General features: G+C 68.4%; 18 protein-coding genes. 13 read left to right on the forward strand and 5 right to left on the reverse strand.

Going from position 1 to position 19,397, the window contains the following annotated elements; genetic code table 11:
• Positions 1-654: 654 nt before the first annotated feature.
• Positions 655-1,311 carry a hypothetical protein gene (locus tag IEX72_RS03400; protein ID WP_188785989.1) on the reverse strand — a complete coding sequence of 219 codons (657 nt, stop codon included), beginning with the start codon at positions 1,309-1,311 and terminating at the stop codon, positions 655-657.
• A gap of 246 nt (positions 1,312-1,557) precedes the next feature.
• Between IEX72_RS03400 and aspS the strand changes: the two genes are divergently transcribed.
• The 3 genes from aspS to IEX72_RS03415 all read left to right on the forward strand — a co-directional run bounded on the left by aspS (position 1,558) and on the right by IEX72_RS03415 (position 4,916).
• A complete protein-coding gene (gene aspS / locus IEX72_RS03405; RefSeq protein WP_188785990.1) occupies positions 1,558-2,862 on the forward strand; it encodes an aspartate--tRNA(Asn) ligase in 1,305 nt (434 codons plus the stop codon).
• Between the two features lie 338 nt (positions 2,863-3,200).
• Positions 3,201-4,085 carry a pantoate kinase gene (locus tag IEX72_RS03410; protein ID WP_188785991.1) on the forward strand — a complete coding sequence of 295 codons (885 nt, stop codon included), beginning with the start codon at positions 3,201-3,203 and terminating at the stop codon, positions 4,083-4,085.
• 69 nt (positions 4,086-4,154) lie between these two features.
• On the forward strand, positions 4,155-4,916 hold the full coding sequence (locus tag IEX72_RS03415) for a phosphopantothenate/pantothenate synthetase (RefSeq protein ID WP_188785992.1): 762 nt from the start codon (positions 4,155-4,157) through the stop codon (positions 4,914-4,916).
• A 186-nt stretch (positions 4,917-5,102) separates the two neighbouring features.
• Here IEX72_RS03415 and IEX72_RS03420 read toward each other — a convergent pair whose 3' ends face one another.
• From IEX72_RS03420 to pth2, 4 genes are all read right to left on the reverse strand, one after another.
• On the reverse strand, positions 5,103-5,828 hold the full coding sequence (locus tag IEX72_RS03420) for a DUF2103 domain-containing protein (RefSeq protein WP_188785993.1): 726 nt from the start codon (positions 5,826-5,828) through the stop codon (positions 5,103-5,105).
• Between the two features lie 43 nt (positions 5,829-5,871).
• On the reverse strand, positions 5,872-7,236 hold the full coding sequence (gene truD / locus IEX72_RS03425; RefSeq protein WP_188785994.1) for a tRNA pseudouridine(13) synthase TruD: 1,365 nt from the start codon (positions 7,234-7,236) through the stop codon (positions 5,872-5,874).
• 71 nt (positions 7,237-7,307) lie between these two features.
• Positions 7,308-8,339, reverse strand: a complete 1,032-nt coding sequence (locus IEX72_RS03430) for a PAS domain-containing sensor histidine kinase (RefSeq protein ID WP_188785995.1) — start codon at positions 8,337-8,339, stop codon at positions 7,308-7,310.
• Positions 8,340-8,484: 145 nt separating this feature from the next.
• Complete coding sequence (gene pth2, locus IEX72_RS03435; protein ID WP_188785996.1) at positions 8,485-8,823, reverse strand: peptidyl-tRNA hydrolase Pth2; 339 nt, start codon at positions 8,821-8,823, stop codon at positions 8,485-8,487.
• 149 nt (positions 8,824-8,972) lie between these two features.
• Here pth2 and dcd point away from each other — a divergent pair, with 149 nt between their 5' ends.
• The 10 genes from dcd to IEX72_RS03485 all read left to right on the forward strand — a co-directional run bounded on the left by dcd (position 8,973) and on the right by IEX72_RS03485 (position 19,224).
• On the forward strand, positions 8,973-9,566 hold the full coding sequence (gene dcd, locus IEX72_RS03440; protein WP_188785997.1) for a dCTP deaminase: 594 nt from the start codon (positions 8,973-8,975) through the stop codon (positions 9,564-9,566).
• The gene (locus IEX72_RS03445; RefSeq protein ID WP_188785998.1) at positions 9,563-10,477 is read left to right on the forward strand and encodes a thiamine-phosphate synthase family protein; all 915 of its coding nucleotides are present in this window, start codon (positions 9,563-9,565) and stop codon (positions 10,475-10,477) included. The genes dcd and IEX72_RS03445 overlap by 4 nt, the downstream gene beginning before the upstream one ends.
• A 201-nt stretch (positions 10,478-10,678) precedes the next feature.
• Positions 10,679-11,674: a glutathione S-transferase family protein gene (locus IEX72_RS03450; RefSeq protein WP_188785999.1), complete on the forward strand. Its 996-nt coding sequence runs from the start codon at positions 10,679-10,681 to the stop codon at positions 11,672-11,674.
• A gap of 60 nt (positions 11,675-11,734) precedes the next feature.
• Positions 11,735-12,466 carry a cob(I)yrinic acid a,c-diamide adenosyltransferase gene (locus tag IEX72_RS03455; protein WP_188786000.1) on the forward strand — a complete coding sequence of 244 codons (732 nt, stop codon included), beginning with the start codon at positions 11,735-11,737 and terminating at the stop codon, positions 12,464-12,466.
• Positions 12,467-12,470: 4 nt separating this feature from the next.
• Positions 12,471-14,174 carry a cobyric acid synthase gene (locus tag IEX72_RS03460; protein WP_229663723.1) on the forward strand — a complete coding sequence of 568 codons (1,704 nt, stop codon included), beginning with the start codon at positions 12,471-12,473 and terminating at the stop codon, positions 14,172-14,174.
• A gap of 95 nt (positions 14,175-14,269) precedes the next feature.
• Positions 14,270-15,043, forward strand: coding sequence for a nucleotide-binding protein (locus tag IEX72_RS03465; RefSeq protein WP_188786002.1), 774 nt, complete (start codon positions 14,270-14,272; stop codon positions 15,041-15,043).
• A gap of 1 nt (position 15,044) precedes the next feature.
• Positions 15,045-15,596, forward strand: coding sequence for a hypothetical protein (locus IEX72_RS03470; RefSeq protein ID WP_188786003.1), 552 nt, complete (start codon positions 15,045-15,047; stop codon positions 15,594-15,596).
• Between the two features lie 44 nt (positions 15,597-15,640).
• Positions 15,641-17,116, forward strand: a complete 1,476-nt coding sequence (locus tag IEX72_RS03475) for a D-aminoacyl-tRNA deacylase (RefSeq protein WP_188786004.1) — start codon at positions 15,641-15,643, stop codon at positions 17,114-17,116.
• A gap of 108 nt (positions 17,117-17,224) precedes the next feature.
• Complete coding sequence (gene ftsZ / locus IEX72_RS03480; protein WP_188786005.1) at positions 17,225-18,394, forward strand: cell division protein FtsZ; 1,170 nt, start codon at positions 17,225-17,227, stop codon at positions 18,392-18,394.
• A gap of 236 nt (positions 18,395-18,630) precedes the next feature.
• Positions 18,631-19,224: a type IV pilin gene (locus IEX72_RS03485; protein ID WP_188786006.1), complete on the forward strand. Its 594-nt coding sequence runs from the start codon at positions 18,631-18,633 to the stop codon at positions 19,222-19,224.
• Positions 19,225-19,397 lie beyond the last annotated feature (173 nt).

Raw genomic sequence — 19,397 nt, forward strand, 5'->3', positions numbered from 1 at the left:
ACGCGTCAACAGGAATACCGAGTCCCTCATACTGTCGGCTATAACTACGTGAAGATTTTCGACACCCCGGGGTGTCGAAATACGTCACGCGACTATAGCCGACAGTATCAACGGTCGGGTATTCAGCCGACTGGGTACCGCCAGTCGTGTCTCCGTGAAGAGGACGTGGCGGAGTGGGTCTGGTTTTGGTACCCACCACGGCCACTGGTCGAAGACCAGATGACGGTGAAACCGTCGTGACGTGGGTGGGGAAGACCATCACCATACGGTATGCTTGAAGCCGATTTAAACTCCCGTTTCAAACTCAGATGAACATCGTCAGTGGATTGCGTCATCAATTGTCGGATTCATCCCCGCGCTAAACCACTGTTTCTTACCCACAAATCGAGTTGTTGCCGAGGTCGATTACTTCGGGCAAAATATCGATATCTGCGGGCGTTATACCGTTATGGACCGATTTTGGCGATCTTGGTTACCCGTGTTCAGTAACCCCCGACTGCCGAGATCACCGCCCGACTCACTCCTTACCTCGATCTTCCGATGACAGATTGGGTTCGACAGCGTCTAAAACGTCCGTTTGGGACTCGATTAACTTATGGGTAAGAGACAGCGCTAAACCACGGGGCTTTCTCCTCGATTCTCCGTAACCGTCGGTCATACCCGCCCGGAACCCTCACCGGGGTCGTGGCGGCCCCGCTGTCCATCCAGGTGGGCGCGGTGAAGCGCCGCCGTGCCGTCGGTCGGGACGGCCAGTCGCTCCTCGCTCGCCTCCGCTCCGATCGACCCATTCTGTCGGTCCGATCTGGCGATGGCTCGGCTGACGAGACGCCCGCCGACGGCGACGCCGATAGCACCGACGCCGGCTGCCGCCACCGACCCGACGACCGGGATCGCAGTGAGACCGAACCCGACGATGCCGACCCCGCCGGTCAGCCCGGCGAGTGCGGACGAGAGACGGACCCCCGCGGCGGATCGCCCGAACCGAACGCCCCGGGCGGCGCTCCAACCGCTTCCGGCTGTGACGGCGGCGACGCCGACAGCCGCGACGTGCCACGTCGCGACCCCAAGCGCCCCGATCGCGACCCCGAGGATCGGACCCGGCGGGCCTCCGAGAGCGATCGACCCTGCCTCGATTTCGAGTAGCCCCGACCCCGCAAGCGCCGCCGCCACCGGGAGTGCAGCGCCGACGAGGAGCCCGGTTCCGCGCACGCCGGCCGCACTGACTGCCGTCCAGTCGCCGACCCGAGAACCCGAACGGTCATCATCGCGCGCGGTTGTGATGAAGTGCCCGACGAGTACGACGACGAGCACTGGGGCCACCGCAACGGCGAGTATCAAGAGTGTCCCGATCACGAGTGTCCTGCTCAGACTGGCGCTCCCTGTTCGCGCGGAACGGTCTCCTCCAGCCCCGACGGCGGTCACTACTCTCCGTCCGGCGTCGATTAGGGCGTCGGCTGCGGTCTGTCGCTGCATCGCGCCTGAGTGGTTCCATTCCGGTATTTGAACCCTCGTGCCCGAACCGCCCGTTTTTAACATCGGGCGGCTGGAACACCCTGTATGGACGGTAGAACGCACACTGTGGATGTCAACCCCGGTGAGACAGTCACCGTCGCCGGATGGGTCCACGAGGTCCGCGACCTCGGCGGCATCGCCTTTCTGATTCTCCGTGACACCACGGGTAAGATCCAGATCGTCTTCAAAGAAGACGAAATGGACGCCGACCTCGTCGGAACTGGTCTAGGTGTCGCCCGCGAGAGCGTCATCACCGTTACCGGTGACGCGGAGGAGCACTCGAACGCCCCCGGCGGGGTCGAGGTCACACCTGAGTCCGTCGAGGTGCTCGCCGAGTCTGATACTGAACTCCCGCTCGACCCTTCGGGGAAGGTCGACGCCGACCTCTCGACGCGGCTCGACAACCGGACGCTTGACCTCCGGAAGGAGGAGGTGAAAGCGATCTTCGAGATCCGTGCGGAGGTCCTTCGGTCGGTCCGCGAGGCGTTCTACGACCTCGGGAGTACCGAGATCAACACGCCGAAGATCGTCGCCACCGGCACCGAAGGCGGCACCGAACTGTTCCCGATCACGTACTTCGGCGAGGAGGCGTTCATGAACCAGTCGCCCCAGTTGTTCAAACAGCTGATGGTCGGGTCGGGCCTCGAACGGGTCTTCGAGATCGGCCCGATCTTCCGCGCGGAGGAGCACAACACCCCGCGGCACCTCAACGAAGCGACGATGATCGACTTCGAGTCCGCGTTCTTCGACCACACCGAGGCGATGGACGCCTGCGAGCACGTCGTCAGGAACGCCTACGACGGGGTCGCGGCCAACTGCCAGCGGGAACTCGAACTCCTCGGGCTCGAAGACGCCTTCGAGGTGCCCGACGAGGCGTTCCCCCGGCTGACCTACCAGGAGGCGATCGAGCGGATCAACGCGACCGGCGAACTCGACGAGCAGCTCGTGTGGGGCGACGACCTCCCGACCGAGGGCGAGCGCGCGCTGGGCGACGACGTCGGCTCACACTACTTCATCACCGACTGGCCCAGCGAGATCAAGCCGTTCTACATCAAGGACCACGACGGCGACGCGGATCTCTCGACAGGATTCGATATGATGCATCCGGTGATGGAACTCGTCTCCGGCGGCCAGCGTGAACACCGCTACGACCACCTGGTCACGGGATTCGAGCAGCAGGGGCTTGACCCCGACCAGTTCGACTACTACACCAAGATGTTCAAATACGGGATGCCGCCGCACGCCGGGTGGGGACTGGGAGTCGAGCGCCTCGTGATGACGATGCTCGGACTGGAGAACATCCGGGAAGCCGTGTTGTTCCCACGCGACCGGCAGCGCCTGTCGCCGTAAGGCGACGGCGCGGCCACGAGCGCAGCGAGTCTCTCTTTGTTCCCGCGAGACCGCCAGCGACTCGGCCCGTAGGGCTGGTCGCTGCGATTCGAGGGGGAACCGGAGCGACAAGCGCAGCGAGTCTCTCTTTGTTCCCGCGAGATCGACAACGGCTCTCGCTGTAAGGCGAGGTCGTCGCGACCGGGAGGGGATTCGTTGAACGAACGCACTGAGCCCAACGGCGTTCCCGCGCGGTAGACAGTGGCTGAGTCCGGAGTCGGCGACTGGAACGCGCCGAACGGACCCTGGCTGGCCCCGAACCGCACCCGATTTAACTCGGCCGGTACAACCGGCAGTCGATGACAGACGAGGCGAGGGTGTTCGTCCCCGGACACCTCACGGGGTTTTTCAGCGCACACCCGGAGACGAACCCGTCTGCTTCCGGATCTCGCGGAGGCGGGGTGACGCTATCCCACGGTGTCGACGTGCGTGTCGGCCCCGGCGGCCACAGCGGCGCTGACGCTTCGGTCGTCACGCTGAACGGCGAGTCTGTCGCGGTCGATGCCGTTGCCGGCGTCCGCGACGCGCTCGGTGCTTCGGACGCAGCGGTGACGGTGGAGACGACGCTGCCACTCGGGGCCGGGTTCGGTGTCTCCGGGGCGGTCGCACTCGGCACCGCCTACGGGATCAACGCGGTGTACGACCGCCACCGCGGCGAGAACGACCTGGTTTCGATCGCCCACTGCGCCGAGGTCACGGCGAGGACTGGACTCGGCGACGTCGTCGCCCAGGCCCGCGGCGGGCTTCCGATCCGGCTCGAACCCGGCGGCCCCGACCACGGCCGGCTTGACGGGATTCCGGCGGCGCCCCGCGTCGAGTACGTGACGTTCGGGTCGGTGTCGACCGAGGCCGTCCTCTCGGGTGACACGACCCGGCTGACCGCTGCCGGAGGGCGGGCGCTGGCCGACCTCCGCGACGCACCGACGCCGTCCAGACTGGTCGAGCTCTCCCGGCGGTTCGCCCGCGAGGCGGACCTCCTGACCGACCGCGTTGCCGACGTCATCGAATCCGTCCGCGACGCCGGCGGTGACGCCGCGATGGCGATGCTCGGTGACACCGCCTTCGCGTTCGGGAGCGGCCTCTCGGACGCGGGGTATGACCCAGAAGTCTGTGCCGTCCATCCCGGCGGAGCGACGCTCCGCGCGGCGGAACACGCCGAGTCGACGCCGCCCGACGTGGAATGACGCGCGACAGGTGGATGCGTCGCCGTCCCGAACCGGCCGGCTTTTGTCTCCACCCGTCGACCAGGGGGTATGAGCGAGATCGATGTTCCGGAGAGCCACCCCCGGTACCAGTCGTTGCTCACCCGCCATCGGATCGAAGACGGGGTCGATCGGGGCATCACGACCCGACAGGGGCTCATCGCGGAGGGCCGCGGCGAGGCCTTCGACTACCTGCTCGGGGAGCGCACGATTTCCAGTTCCGACGACGCCGCCCGGGTGGCCGCCGCGCTCCTGTTGCTCGCTGAGCGCCCCGCGATCTCGGTCAACGGCAACGTGGCCGCCTTGGTCCCCGCGGAGACGGTCGACCTCGCAGCCGCCGTCAACGCCGACGTCGAAGTGAACCTGTTCAACCGGACGGACGACCGGATGCGGTCGATCGTCGCTCACCTCAGAGAGCACGGTACCGACGAGGCGGGCGTCGCGGTACGGGGACTCGACGCCGATGCCCGGATCCCAGGGCTCGACCACGAGCGCGCGACAGTCGACGCCGACGGCATCGGCAACGCGGACGTTGTCGTGGTTCCCCTGGAGGACGGTGACCGGGCGGCGGCGCTGGCCGCGATGGGGAAAGCCGAGGTCGTGATCGACCTGAACCCGCTGTCGCGGTCGGCGCAGGCTGCGACGGTCCCTATTATCGACAACGTCGTGCGTGCGGTGCCGAACATCACCGGCCACGCCCGCGACCTCTCTGGGGCGTCGCGCGCGGAGTTGGAGGCGACTGTCCGGGGGTTCGACGCCGACGGGGCGCTTGGGGCCGCCGAGGACGCGATCCGGTCGGGGGAGTTGGGCTGAGTACGCGACTGCTGGACGGTGCGGCGACGACCAGGTAGGGGAGCGAGCAGTCGGCACCCACAGTCGATCCCACGCCGGTGTGCCGAACACCCGCTCTCCGGCGCGGGGCTGCCGTCAGCGCATGCGCTCGCTGCTCCCGGGATCGGATATCAACCCTCGGACTGGGGGGAATCGCGAGCGACGCCGTCACTCCTCTCGCAGTTCGGCCTCGGCGAGCGCGTCGTTGAGATCCTCGCGGACGAACTCCCCGGTTTCTCTGTCCATCGCGGTGGTCACCACCCGGTTCTCCTGGACGCTCGACCCGTCCCGGAGGAGGAGCCGGAGGTTACCGTTGTCGCCGGCGCGGGTCACCTTCGCCCGCAGCCCCGTCTGCGACCCGGTGCCGCCGGCGTCGATCGGCCCGGGGACGATCTTCTTCACGTGCGGATGGTCGGCGACGACACCGATGGCTCGCCGCCCGTTCCGGCCGCCGATGAGCGTCGAGTGCGACCCGCCGAGTTTCTCTCTGGGGGCGGTGTCGACGACTTCCAGGGACCGCTCGCCGCGGCGTTCCAACACCCGCTCGACGGGGTCGTCGGCCGCGACCCGGTAGAACTCGTGGTGGAGCTGTGCGCGGGTCTCACGCAGTACGGCGCGGTCACCCGCGGCGAAGACGGTCTCGGGCCGCTTCCGGCGGATGTCGTCTGCGACCCGGCCGGCGAAGTTCCGGAGTTCGACCGTCTCGGCCTCGGGGTCGTCCTCCGGGACTGTCGTCAGCGCGGTCCGGCCGACCACCTTCTCGCCGTCGAGCATCGTCAGCTCCGCGCGGTCGCGCTCGAAGACGACCACGACGGCGTCGCAGTTTCCGGTGTTACAGACCAGGCAGTAGTCGCCGGGGCGTTCAAGCGGGGTCCCGCACCGACGACAGTCCATGGCTGACGCAGAGGGCGAACGGACAAAAGCGCGGCTATGCGTTCTACAGTTCCGTCGGCGGTACTTTCAGATACTCACGCAGCAGCACCGTCGCGTACGACCCCGACGGCAGCGAGAAAGAGAGGTCGTACGCATCGCCCGCGGGGTCGGTCTCGACGCCGACGCGCGTTCGGAGCAGCACCGCTCGCCGCGTCCCCGTGGAGTGGAACGCACCCGGCAGGTCAAAGTCCGCGGGCGCGAGTCCGAGGTCGTCGAGCACCGACCGCTCGATCTCGCCCGGTTCACCCGCCGCGAACTCGGTGTCGACACCGACCAACGGCGCGGTCACGAACGCCCGGCCGCGGTCGCAGTGGCGCGTCATCACGTCAACCCGCCGGCCGGTTGCGACCTGGGTCCGGTCGGTGTCGGGGCGGGAGAGGTCCGCTGGAGCGTCGCCGTCGGCGAAACACACGACGTCGCCCTCGACCGGCCGCGCGATCGGAAGCCCGCGCCGAAGCCGCTCGCTCACGATTCGGTTGAACGCGTACGACTGCGCGGCGTTGACGAACAGCCGCTGGAGGTTGGTCGGCACGGCCTCCAGGGCGTGTCGCCACGCTTCGGGGGTCGCGTCGCCGTCCTCGTTCAGCCGGTGAAGCATCGACCGCTCGAACCGGAGCGCGCCGGGCATCCGTTCGACCGCGGCCGCCCAGTCGGGGTCGTCGGTTTCGGCCTGTTGGTCGACGAAGGTCCGGGCGTCCCGGGTCGCCTCGGGCTCCGCGTCGGCGGGGGTGCCGGCGTAGGCCAGCACGGCCTCCCGCCACTCTCCGCGGGTGAGACAGAGCCCGACCTTGTGGGTCACTGGCCGCCGACTTCCGAACCGCTGGTGACCGAAGTAGTTGGGGACCGCGACGTCAGCGGGGTCGTCGTGGCTCTCGTCTCCAGTACCGACGCGGAGGGCGGCGGTGACTTCGTCGACGGTCTCGGGGGTGGCGTCACGGACGCGGATCTCGAACGCGTTCCCCGCCAAGTCGCCGAAGTACAGCGCGCGCCCGACCCGGCCTACCAGTTCGATGTCGGCGGCGGCGACCGCGGGGACATCGTCGGGAGCGACGTTCGCGAGGGTGAAAAGCTGGGTCGTGACCGCGTGTTTGTCTTTGGTCCCCGCCCACGAGACCCGCTCGCGACTGATCCCCAGCGCGTTCGAGACCCGGTTGGCGAAGTCGTTCGTGTCCCACTTCCGGAGCGTCGCCCGAACGAGCAGGTGTGGGTAGTCGCCGGTGTCAGCGTCGAGTGGTGCGGGCGAGGTGGTTTCCAGTTCGCGGACCCGGAAGTCCTCCGGGCGTGTTCGCAGCCGTCCGCCGGTGCCGGCGGCGTCGCTCCGGTAGTACTCGATCCCGACGCGCCGTTCAGCGGGGTGGGCCTCGCGCATCTGCTCTGGTTGGCGTACCGGCCGGGGCGTAATACCGTTGGCTATCGGCGCGGGACCCCTCGCGCCGACCGTCACTCCTCCGGGAGCCGCTCAACGCGCTCCATCCCGGTGAGCTCGAACCGTGCGCCGCCGTCGGCGCCCTCGGTGACGCGGACGTCCCACCCGTGGGCGTCCGCGGCGGCCGCCACGATGTTCAGCCCGAAGCCGGTCCCCGCCGTCGCGGTGGTGTATCCGTACTCGAAAACGCGCTCCCGGGCGTCTGGCGGGATCCCCGGACCGTCATCCTCAACAGCGATCCCGTCGCCGCCGGACAGCGGGGACACTGTGACCGTCACGCCGTCTCCGACGTGTCTGACCGCGTTCTCGAAGAGGTTCTCCAGCAACCGGCACAGCCGCTTCGGATCAGCGGCGACGGTTCCGAGGTCGCCGCTCACGACGAGTCCGGCGGTCCCGTCGCGGTCGCCCGCTACCGCCGCCCAGGTCTCCTCGACCGCCCCGTTCAGATCGATCCGCTCGGGGTCGCCGACGTGTCGGTCTCCGTTGACGAGCGTGCGGACGTCGTCGACGATGTCCGCCATCCGGTCGTGGACTCCCTCGAGGCGGTCCAGCCACTCCTCGCCGCCGGTGGCCTCCGACCGGAGGATCTCCACCTGCGCTTCGGCGGCGTTCAGCGGGCTTCGGAGGTCGTGGGTCAACACCTCCGCAAACCGCTCGAGCTCCCGTTCCCGCTCGGCGCGGTCGGTCACGTCCCGGACGACGGCGACAAGGCAGGTCCGACCCTCGACGGTCGTCACCGAGACGCTTGACTCCACCCGGAACGTGCCGCCGTCGCGCCGCCGAGCGGTCCACCGGAACGTCGCCGACCCGGTCTCCGAAGCCGCCCGGCGGGCGTCCGCGCGGGCGTCGCGGACGGCGTCGGGAGTCGTGGCGTAGGCGTCGAGGGTGAGGTCCCGGAACGCCGCCGGCGGGTGGCCGAACAGCCGCTCAACGGCGTCGTTGACCGCGACGACCTCGCCGGTGTCGGCGTCGGTGACGATCACGGCGTCGGCGATGTCGTCAACGGTCCCCGAGAGCGCGCCGCTCCCGGACGGTGTGTCCCTCATCTACTACCAGGTGGGGACGGGGTCGTGGTAAGTTGTTTGGCCGTGATGCGTCTGAGCTACTCACCGCAGAAGTCGTGGGATTCAGTGTGGACTCCCGTTCCGACCCCAGTCGAGTCGGGAGAATCGCACCGACCCGCAACCGCACTCAGTACAGCGACAGATCGCCGGTCACGCGGTCAACCTCGTCCTCGTCGCCGGGCCCGACCGCCAGGCAGGTCACCGTCCCCGGTTCCAACTGAGTGTGGCCGGCGTCGCGGACAATCGCGTTCGGAAGCCCCCGGCGCTCGGCGGCGTCGGCCAGCCCGAACAGTTCGGACTCGCCGTCGGCCTTCAGCACGATCTTCTTCTGACCCTCTCCTTTCCACTGCTTCCGGGTCCGGTCGCTCGTGTCCTCGTACGCCGACAGCGACGCGTGGGCGACCTGCGCGGCGAGTTTGCCCCGGCCCATCCCGAGGTCCGTCCGGGCGACGATGGCCTGTTTCATACCTCACGGTGGCGCGTGCGATCGTATATGTCCTCCCTTCCGACGCCAAAGCCCCGCACATTATCCCTTCCGACGCCAAAGCCCCGCACATTATCCCTTCCGACGCCAAAGCCCCGCACTTTACGTCGGTGCCGGTCCGTCGGTCGGGTATGATCCTCTCGGACGACGACATCCTGGCCCGGTTGGAGGCCGGCGACCTCGTCGTCGACCCCCTCGACGACATCGATATGCAGGTCCAGCCCGCGAGCGTCGACCTCCGGCTCGGCGAGGAGTTCCTGGAGTTCCAACGCGCCAACATCTCGTGCATCCACCCCAATCGCGAGGAGGAGATCTCCGAGTACGTCGAGGAGACCGTGGTCCCGGAGGGCGAGGAGTTCATCCTCCACCCCGGGGACTTCGTGCTCGGCACCACCAAGGAGCGCGTCGCGATCCCGGATGACCTGGTTGCCCACGTTGAGGGGCGGTCGTCGCTCGGGCGGCTCGCGATCGTGGTCCACGCGACCGCGGGGCTGGCCGACCCCGGCTACGAGGGCCAGATCACGCTGGAGCTCTCGAACCTCGGCACCGCGCCCGTGGCGCTCACCCCGGGGATGCGGATCTCACAGCTCACGTTCACCGAACTCAAGAGCCCGGCTGCGCGGCCCTACGGTGCCGAGCGCGGCTCGAAGTACCAGGGGCAGTCGGGGCCGCAGGCCTCCCGGATCGGGTCCGATCCGGAGTTCGCGGGCCAGGGCGAGAAATGAAGTTCGTCGAGGAGATTGTGGTTGAGGAGTTCCTCCCCACGTTTCGGTCGATGCTGGCGGAGGCGCTCCGCGACCGGGGGCTGACCCAACACGAGGTGGCCGAAACGTTGGGGATCAGCCAGAGCGCCGTATCGAAGTACGCCCACGGCGACGTGAGCCGGCGGGCAGAGGTGCTCGACGACGAGCGCGTCCGGCGGCTCGTCGAGGAGGTGGCCGAAGGGCTCGCGACCGGCGACACGAGTCGGGTCCGGGCGCTGGTCGAGGCCGAGGTCCTGATCCGGCGGCTGGAGGAGGGCGACCTGCTCGCCCGGCTCCACGAGGACGCGATGCCCGAGCTGGCGGCCCACGACGGCTACGTCCGGATCCACGACCCCGACAGCGACCTCCGGGCCAGCGAGGCCGTCCGGGCGTCGCTCCGGCGGGCGCTCCGCCGGCTCACCAACACCAGCGGGTTCGCGGGGCTGATCCCGAACGTCGGCTCGAACCTCGTGGCGTGTCTCCCCGACGCGGCCGCCGTCGACGACGTTGCGGGCGTCCCCGGTCGGATCTTCGATGTGAAAGGTCGGGCGACGGTTCCCGGTGACCCGGAGTTCGGCGTTAGCGAGCACGTCGCGTCGGTGTTGCTGTCGGCCCGCGCGGCCGGGGCCGACGCCCGTGCAGTTATCAACGTCCGGTACGATCCCGACCTCCTCGCCGACCTCGAAGCCGCGGGGTACGACGCGGTCGAGTTCGACGCCGAGGCGTCCGGCGACCCGATCACCGAGGCGCTCGCGGCTGCCGGCCCGGAGACACTCACCTCGACGTTCGTCGCCTACCAGACAGGGGGGTACGGCATCGAGCCCATCACCTACGTGGTCGGGCCCGAAGCCGACGCGGTCGCGGCGGCGGTGGTGGGACTCCTTGGTGCGTGAGAAGACTCCTTCGTGCCTGATACTGTCGGCTATAACTCCGTGAAGATTTTCGACACCCCGGGGTGTCGAAATACGTCACGCGACTATAGCCGACAGTATGAGAACCCCGACGGCACGCGCTCGGGGATGTGCACGTCGCGCATCAACCCGAACGGTTTACCCGCCCGGGAAACCTACTGCGTGTATGACAAGTGATCTGCGATGAACATGCTCGTCGACGGCGAGTGGCGGACCGACGCGTACCAGACCACGAACGACGACGGCGAGTTCGACCGACAGGAGACGTCCTTCCGGGATCGGATTCAGGACGACCCCGACGCGGAGTTCCCCGCCGAATCCGGCCGGTATCACGTCTACATCTCCCGGGCATGTCCGTGGGCCCACCGGGTGGCGATGACCCGCCAACTCACCGGGCTGACCGACGACATCTCGCTGTCGCTGGTCGACGCCGAGCGCTACGAGGGCGGGTGGCGGTTCTCCGGGACGAACCCCGACCCCCTGTACGATGAAAACTACCTCCGCGAGCTCTACACCCGCGCGGATCCGGGGTTCACCGGGCGCGTGACGGTGCCGGTGCTGTGGGACACGGAGACGGAGACCATCGTCAACAACGAGTCCCGGGAGATTATGCGGATGCTGAACACGGCGTTCGACGGCGACACCGACGTGGACCTCTGGCCCGAGGGGTATCGGGACGAGGTCGACGAGATCCTGGATTCGATCTACGAGCCGATCAACAACGGCGTCTACCGCACCGGGTTTGCGGACGCCCAGGACGCCCACGAACGCGCCGCCGAGGAACTCTTCGAGGCGCTCGACCACTGGGAGTCGGTGCTCGACGACCAGCGGTTCCTCGCGGGCGACGTCTTCACCGAGGCCGACATCGCGATGTTCGCGACCCTGGTCCGGTTCGATCACGTCTACCACACCCACTTCAAGTGCAACCGGCGGGCGATCCACGAGTACGACACCCTCTGGAACTACACGAAGGAGGTCTATCAGCTCCCCGGCGTTGCGGAGACGGTGAACATGGACCACATCACCCGGCACTACTACAAGACCCACGGCGACGTGAACCCCAAGCGGCTGGTCCCGGTCGGCCCCGACATCGACTTCACCGAACCGCACGATCGCGACCGGCTGCCGGCGGACCTCCCCGCCGCGCTCCGCGGTGAGGCCCCGGTCGCCGACGACTGAGCACCGCTCCGGCGCGCCGCACCCGCCGCCTTCTTGTCCGGCCGCGTCTTTCTCAAGCGTATGACCGACACCAACGAGTCCGCCACATCCGCTGGCGCGTCCGCCCCCGATGAGCGGACGCCGGCTGAAACGCGGCGCAACACCCCCGGTGGCGGGGTCCGCCCCGCCGCGGACGCCATCGAGCCATCGGCCCCCGACGAGTTCGGGCTGGTCCAGGCGTGGTGGGGCGACGGCAAGGGCAAGACCACCGCGTCGCTGGGGATGGCGTTCCGCGCCGTCGGTCACGGCTACCGGGTGCATCTGCTCCAGTTTATGAAAGGCGGTGCCGACTCCGTCGAAGACGTCCGCGGGGAGTACAACACCATCGCGGCGGTCCCCGGAATCTCCTACGAGAACACCGGCCACTACGGGTGGCACGGGATGCGTGATGGAAGCGACGAGGACGACCACCGCGCGAAGGCCCGTGGCGCGATGGCGCGCGCCGAGGAACTGCTCGCGGCCGCGGCCGACGCCGATCTGACCGAGCCGCTCCCGCTCGACGCTGATCCAGAAGCGGGCGTGCACCTCCTCGTGCTCGACGAGGTGCTCTACGCCGTCGACCAAGGCCTGATTGACGAGAACGACGTCTTGGGGCTCGTCGAGTCGAAGCCCGGCAACCTGGAACTGGTGTTGACCGGGAGCCACACCGAGCCGACCTACCTGCTCAACGCCGCCGACCTCGTGACTGAGGTTCGGAAGGTCAAACACCCCTTCGATGCGGGGATCCGCGCGCGGAAGGGAACCGAGTATTGAGGCCGTGACCGGGCCGACCCCACTCGACGACGCCGGATTCGACCCCGACGACGACGGGGCCGAAACGGTCCTCGTCGCGGGCACCGCCAGCCACGTGGGCAAGAGCACCGTCGCCGCAGGGCTGTGTCGCCGACTCGTCAACGCCGGGGTCGACGTCGCGCCGTTCAAAGCCCAGAACATGAGCAACGAGGCGCGGGCGGTCGTGCGGCCGACTGCAGTCCGGGGCGAGGCAGTCTCGGAACTGGGGCCACACGGCGACGCCGGCGACACCGGCCGATCCGCCGCCGCCGTGTTCGGCGAAGTCGGCGTCTCCCAGTACGTCCAGGCCCACGCCGCCGGCGTGCGGCCGACCACCGACCACAATCCGGTGCTTCTGAAACCCCGCGGCGGCGGGGAGTCACAACTCGTGATCGACGGGGTCGCGGTCGGCCACCACGCCGCGGCCGACTACTACGCCGACTGCTGGGACGACGCCCGCACAGCGGCCGAGGCGGCTCACGACCGTCTCGCCGCCGCTCACGACGTGGTCGTCGCGGAGGGGGCGGGGTCGATCGCGGAGATCAACTTCCACGACCGCGACCTGGCGAACGTCGAGGCCGCCCGCTTTGCGGACGCGTCGATCCTGCTGGTCGCCGACATCGAGCGCGGCGGCGTCTTCGCGTCGATCGTGGGGACGCTGGAACTCCTCCCCGACGACGTCCGCGAGCGGGTCGCCGGCGTGGTCATCTCGAAGTTCCGCGGCGACCGCTCGCTGCTCGACCCCGGGATCGAGGAGGTCGAATCCCGGACCGGCGTGCCGGTGCTCGACGTGCTGCCGTACGACGACCCCGGGCTCCCGGAGGAAGACAGCGTCTCGCTCCCCGATCCGGGCGAACGGGCGGTCCGCGGCGGCGACGACGGGGTCGCGGAAGATCGCACCGTCACGGTCGCCGTCCCGCGGCTCCCCCGCGCGTCGAACACCGCCGACCTCGACCCGCTTGCCGCCACGCCGGGCGTCCGGGTCGAGTTCCGGCCGCTCGACGCCCGGGTCGGGGACACCGACGCGGTCGTGCTCACGGGGACGAAAAACACCGTCGACGACCTTCGCGCGCTCCGTGAGGCGGGGCTCTACAACCGGCTGTGTGGCTTCGACGGCCCGATTGTGGGGCTCTGTGGCGGCTACCAGCTCCTGGGTGAACGGCTCGTCGACGCCGACGTCGAGGGGGTCGACAACGAGCAGACCCTCCGCGGCGTGGGGCTGCTCCCGATCGAAACCGGGTTCTCCCCGCGGAAGCGCGTCGCGCCAGCGATCTGGGACCTCGACGGCACGGGGCCGCTGGCCGGTGCGTCGGGGCCCGTGGAGGGCTACGAGATCCACGGCGGCGAGACGCGGGTGTCGTCGTCGGGGGCGGTCGACGGCCGCGGTGGTGCGGGTCCCGACACCGCGGCGTCCGAGCCGGTGTCGTTCCCGTTCGCCGCGCCGAACCGCGAGGGCGTGACCCTCGGCGCCGCGGCCGGGAACGTGCTCGGCACGTACCTCCACGGCCTCTTCGAGAACGACGACGCCCGGGAGGCGTTCGTCGACGCCGTCTTCGGGCACGCAGGGGTGTCGCGGCCCGAAGGCGGTGGCGGAGCCAGCGACGGCGGCCGCGCCGACGCCGATCCCTACGACCGGGCCGCCGACCTCGTGGGAGCGGTCCCGCTGGACCGCGTCCTCACCCCGGAGTGACGCTCGTCGACAGCCGACGTCGTCCCCGCCGCGGCCGGGATCAGTGCCGAACATCGGACTCGAAGATTTTTGACCCGCCGCCGTCTCGCCCCAGTATGGTCGAGGCGTTCGCCGTCGCGAGCGGGAAGGGCGGCACCGGCAAGACGACGAGTACGCTGGCGCTCGGCATGGCGCTCGCCGACGAGTACGACGTGACCGTCATCGATGCCGACACCGGGATGGCGAACCTCCTGTTTCACGCGGGGCTCGACGACGCCGACGTGACGCTTCACGACCTCCTGGTGGAGAGCAGCGGTGTCGACGTCGACGAGGCCGTCTACGACCGCTTCGGGATGTCCGTCGTCCCCTGCGGCACCAGCCTCGACGGGTTTGCGGCCGCCGACCCCGGACGGCTTCGCGACGTCGTGGCCGATCTCGCGGCCGACACCGACGTGCTCTTGCTCGACTCCCCTGCGGCGCTGGGTTCGAAGAGCGCGGTGCTCCCGGTCGTGCTCGCGGATCGGATCGTGGTCGTCCTCCAGCCCACCGTCCCGTCGCTGTCGGACGGGCTGAAGGTCCAGGAGTACGCCCGGTCGTACGGAACCAGTACCGCGGGAGTGCTGTTCAACCGCGTCCGACCCGACGAGGATGTCGACGCCGTCGCCGACCGTGCCGCGCGGTACTTCGGCGGGACCACCCTCGGGAGCGTCCCCGAGAGCGACGCGGTCCGCGCGGCCAGACGCGCCGGGGAACCGCTCTTGGCACACGCCCCGGAGGACCCGGCCGCGGACGCCTTCCACGAGGCTGCCGCAACGCTCGACGTCCGTTCGGGTGACGCCGCGGGCGTGGCCGACCGGTTCCGGAGCGCCGTCGTCCCGGACCGCCCCTGAGATGGTCGTCGACGGCCACATCCCCGAAGGGCGGCTGTGTCGCTCCCGGACCGACGCCGACGTCGGCGAGACGCTCGCGGGCGTACTCGACCGGGGACTCACGGGGTACGTCGTGTTCGAGCCGCAGGGGTCGATCCTCCGCGGCGGCGACGAGCGCGCGGTCCTAACGTTCGAGGAAGGGGTTCCGGTGTTGGCGTACCACGCGCCGACCGACGCGGGCGGCACGGACGCGCTCGGGGCGCTCTCGGGCGGGTTGTTCCACGCCGAGTCCTACGAGCTCCCGGCCGACGCCCTCGCCGATGCCCACCGGGTCGACGCTTTCGAGATCCCGCCGACCGCGCCGGCCGACCGGCTGGCCGACGACGACACCCTGGTCAAGCGGACCCGCGAGGCCGCGCCCGACGACCGGGTCGACGACGGGGCGGACGCCGGCGCAGTCGCGGAGTTCCTCTCGGATCCCGACCGGATCGAAGCCATCAGGCAGGAAGCCCGCGCGGAGGCCGAAGAGCGCGCCGCGGAGTGGGGGCTGACCGACCAACTCGACGACGGGTGACCGGCTCCGAGGGGTTTTATACCGGGCAGCGGCCACGTCGGCGTGTGATCGGACTCGTGGTCAGCCGCGCCGACGACGCATCGGTCGCCATCGGGGAGGCACTGGTGTCGCTCGTGGAGTGGGACGAACGCGACGACCCGGGACGGAGCGACGCCGACGGTGGCGGGACCTACCGCCGCCACGGCGACTTCGAGCTCCGGGCGTTCGACGAGTGGCACCTCGAACTCGACGGCGTCGCCGACGCGTTCTCGGAACCCCCAGCGTTCGTGGTGTTCCTCTCGCGGCACGCGGGCGAAACCGGGCCGCTGCTGTCAGCGCATTTCACGGGGAACTTCGGGCCCGCGGAGTACGGCGGCGACCCGGGGGAACTCGCCAGGGCGTGCCCGAACGTCCAGCGGGCCGTTATCGACGGGTTCGACCGGTACGCTCCCGAGCGCTACGAGGTGGGCCTCGAGTGCACCCACCACGGCCCCACCGACGTTGGCGCACCCTCGCTGTTCGTCGAACTCGGAAGCAGCGACGCCGAGTGGACCGACCCCGAGGGCGCCCGGGCGGTCGCCCGCTCGGTGCTGGAGTTGTCGGGCGTCCGGCCGGACGCGGTGCCGGCAGATGGTGTGAAAACGGGCGCAGTCGGGACGTCCGGTGGCGACGGCGACGGCAACGGCGACGGCGACGGCGACGGCGACGGCAACGGCAACGGCAACGGCGACGGCAACGGTACCCTCGATCGGACCCGTCACGTCGTCGGGTTCGGCGGAGGCCACTACGTCCCGCAGTTCGAGCGGATCCTCAGGGAGACCGACTGGCGGGTCGGCCACGTCGCCGCCGACTGGGGGTTGTCGTCGATGGGCGCCCCCGACGCCAACGCCGACCTCGTGGCGGCGGCGTTCGAGGAGTCGGCGGCGACCCGGGCGGTCGTCGTCGACGACGACCCCGAACTAGCGGCCGTCGTCGAGGGCCTCGGCTACCGGGTCGTCGGCGAGACGTGGCTCCGTGAGACCACCGGGGTCGATCTCGGCTTGGTGGCGGCGCTCGAATCGGCGCTCGAGCCGATCGGCGACGGTCTCCGGTTCGGCGCTCCCGCGGCAGCCCCGGACGCCCCCGGTCCAGAGGGGTTCGAGGTTGTCTCGCTTCCGGACGACCTCCTGGCGGAAGCGTCGGGGATCAACCGGGAGGCGGTCGCCGACGCGCTCGTCGAGCACGCGGTGGCGTTCGAGACGGTGGAGGGCGGGACCAAACCCCGCGGCCGGGCGGCCGTCGCGGACGCCGCGGTCGTCGACGGGATCGCCGAGGCGGTGGCGGCGGTCCTTCGGGAGAAATACGACACGGTCGCCCGGACCGACGGCCGAGTTGTCGCGACCCGGCGGACGTTCGATCCCGCGGCGGCGGCCGCCGCCGGGGTCCCGGAGGGGCCGGCGTTCGGTCGGCTGTCCGCAGGTGACGCCGTGGAGGTCGACGGCCGGACGGTAGACCCGGCGGAGGTCCACACCGACGAGACGGTGTCGTTCCGGGTGGAGTGAGCGCCGGGATCGGCGTGAGACCCCGTATTCGGCCCCGTCAGCGTCAGACACACGTCAGACAGAAGGGGGAACAGTAATGTGGCTGTGTTTGATACGGAACACCATACAATGGACTCCATCGTCGACGACGCGATTGATGAGGCCGAGGAGACGGGGGCCGGAGAGGCCGTCGACGCGCCAACGGGCGGCGGGTCTGGAGGAACCGAGCCGACCACCGACGAGGAACTCCAGGACATGCTGGTGGACCTCCAGACCGACATCACCGTCGTGGGGTGCGGCGGCGCCGGCGGCAATACGGTCGACCGGATGTACGAGGAGGGCATCGAGGGGGCGACACTGGTCGCCGCCAACACCGACGCCCAGCACCTCTACGAGATCGACTACGACCGGATGATCCTGCTCGGCAAGGAGAAGACCCGGGGCCGCGGTGCGGGGTCGCTTCCACAGGTCGGCGAGGAGGCCGCCGTGGAGTCGCAAGACCAGATCTACGACGCCGTCGAGGGGTCGGATATGGTCTTCGTCACCGCCGGACTGGGCGGCGGCACCGGAACGGGGTCGGCCCCAATCGTGGCGAAAGCCGCAAAGGAGTCCGGCGCGCTCACCATCGCCATCGCGACGACACCGTTCACCGCGGAGGGGGAGGTCCGGCGTACCAACGCCGAAGCCGGCTTGGAGCGCCTCCGCGACGTGGCCGACACCGTGATCGTGGTCCCGAACGACCGGCTGCTCGACGCGGTCGGGAAGCTCCCGATCCGACAAGCGTTCAAAATCTCCGATGAGGTGCTCATGCGGTCGGTGAAGGGAATCACCGAACTCATCACCAAGCCGGGCCTCGTTAACCTCGATTTCGCCGACGTGAAGACCGTTATGGAACGCGGCGGCGTCGCTATGATCGGCCTCGGGGATTCCGACTCCGAACACAAAGCCGAAGACTCCGTGAAGGACGCCCTCCGGTCGCCGCTGCTTGACGTCGACATCTCGGGGGCCAACTCCGCGTTAGTGAACGTCACCGGCGGCGAGGACATGAGCATCGAGGAGGCCGAGGGCGTTGTCGAGGAGATCTACGACCGGATCGACCCCGACGCCCGGATCATCTGGGGCACCTCCGTCGACGAGGACTTGGAGGGCGAGATGCGGACGATGGTGGTCGTCACCGGGGTCGAATCGCCGCAGATCTACGGCCGCAACGAGGACGACAGCGCCCAGCCCGAGCCGGAACCCGAACCCGAGCCGGCGACCCGAGAGCAGGGCGGCACCGAGATCGACTACGTCGATTGACATCCACCTACGACTGAAGTCGTGGGATTCCTCTCGTGGGAGTCGCAGTCGTCTGAGTCCGCGGGAGCGATATTCCCGCGTGTAACGGTACTCTGATTCAGGCAGATCCCGTATTTTGGATTTTTGTCCAGACACACGGAATATTATTATCAGGAACTGTTGTGTAACACGCTCCAGTATCTCGATGATATACTTATACCCAGGTATCAATATAATTATAAGCAGGTGGTTAATCAATGAGTTTCCGCCTGAACACACGAGGTGTGACATCGGTTATCGGGACTATACTCATCGTGGGTATCACAATAATTCTCGTCGCAGTAGTTGGAGCAGCAACACTTACTCTTGTCGACGAAGTACAGAATCCTCCTCCTACGGTGACAGTCGAAACCGACCAGCAACGTGGGGTTGTCGTCGAGAACAAATTCAACGGTTCCAAACAGGGCGCGCAAGAGAACGTTTCAATAACGTTCACTCACACCTCGGGTGCAGCAGTTGACCCCGACCGACTGTCGGTGACGGTCAACGGGTACCCAGCGTACGATGTGTACGACGCTAATGACCCGGGGTACGCGACATTAGCTCGACCACCGGTTCAGTCTACGTTCAGTGCTGGTTCACGTCTCCGTATCGTCGTCTACGGGTTTGTTAACAATACCAAGGATCCAGGCACACTATTCAATAATCCTAGCACATTAAAAAAAGACGTAACGGATCAACGGCAGCCAGAGCGTGCAAACGAACTCCGTCCGGGTGATACCGTTCGCCTCATCTGGACCTCTCCGTCGAGACTAAACAGCCACACCCTGACAGAGTATACTATACAGTGAACCGCCTCGGGGTCAAGCCCCGTGGCATTCGCCTCGAACAGCCTGTAAAGTCGTAGGCTTTCTCCTTGATTTTCTGTAATAGCGCCGAGCATCCGTTGTACCGGCTTTCTCGCCGCTCTCGCACCGTCTTTCCCGACTCCGTCCCCGCAGCGGGCATCGATAGACAAAAAAAG

The sequence above is a fragment of the Halobellus salinus genome, from assembly GCF_014646875.1.
Taxonomy (GTDB): Archaea; Halobacteriota; Halobacteria; order Halobacteriales; family Haloferacaceae; genus Haloquadratum; species Haloquadratum salinum.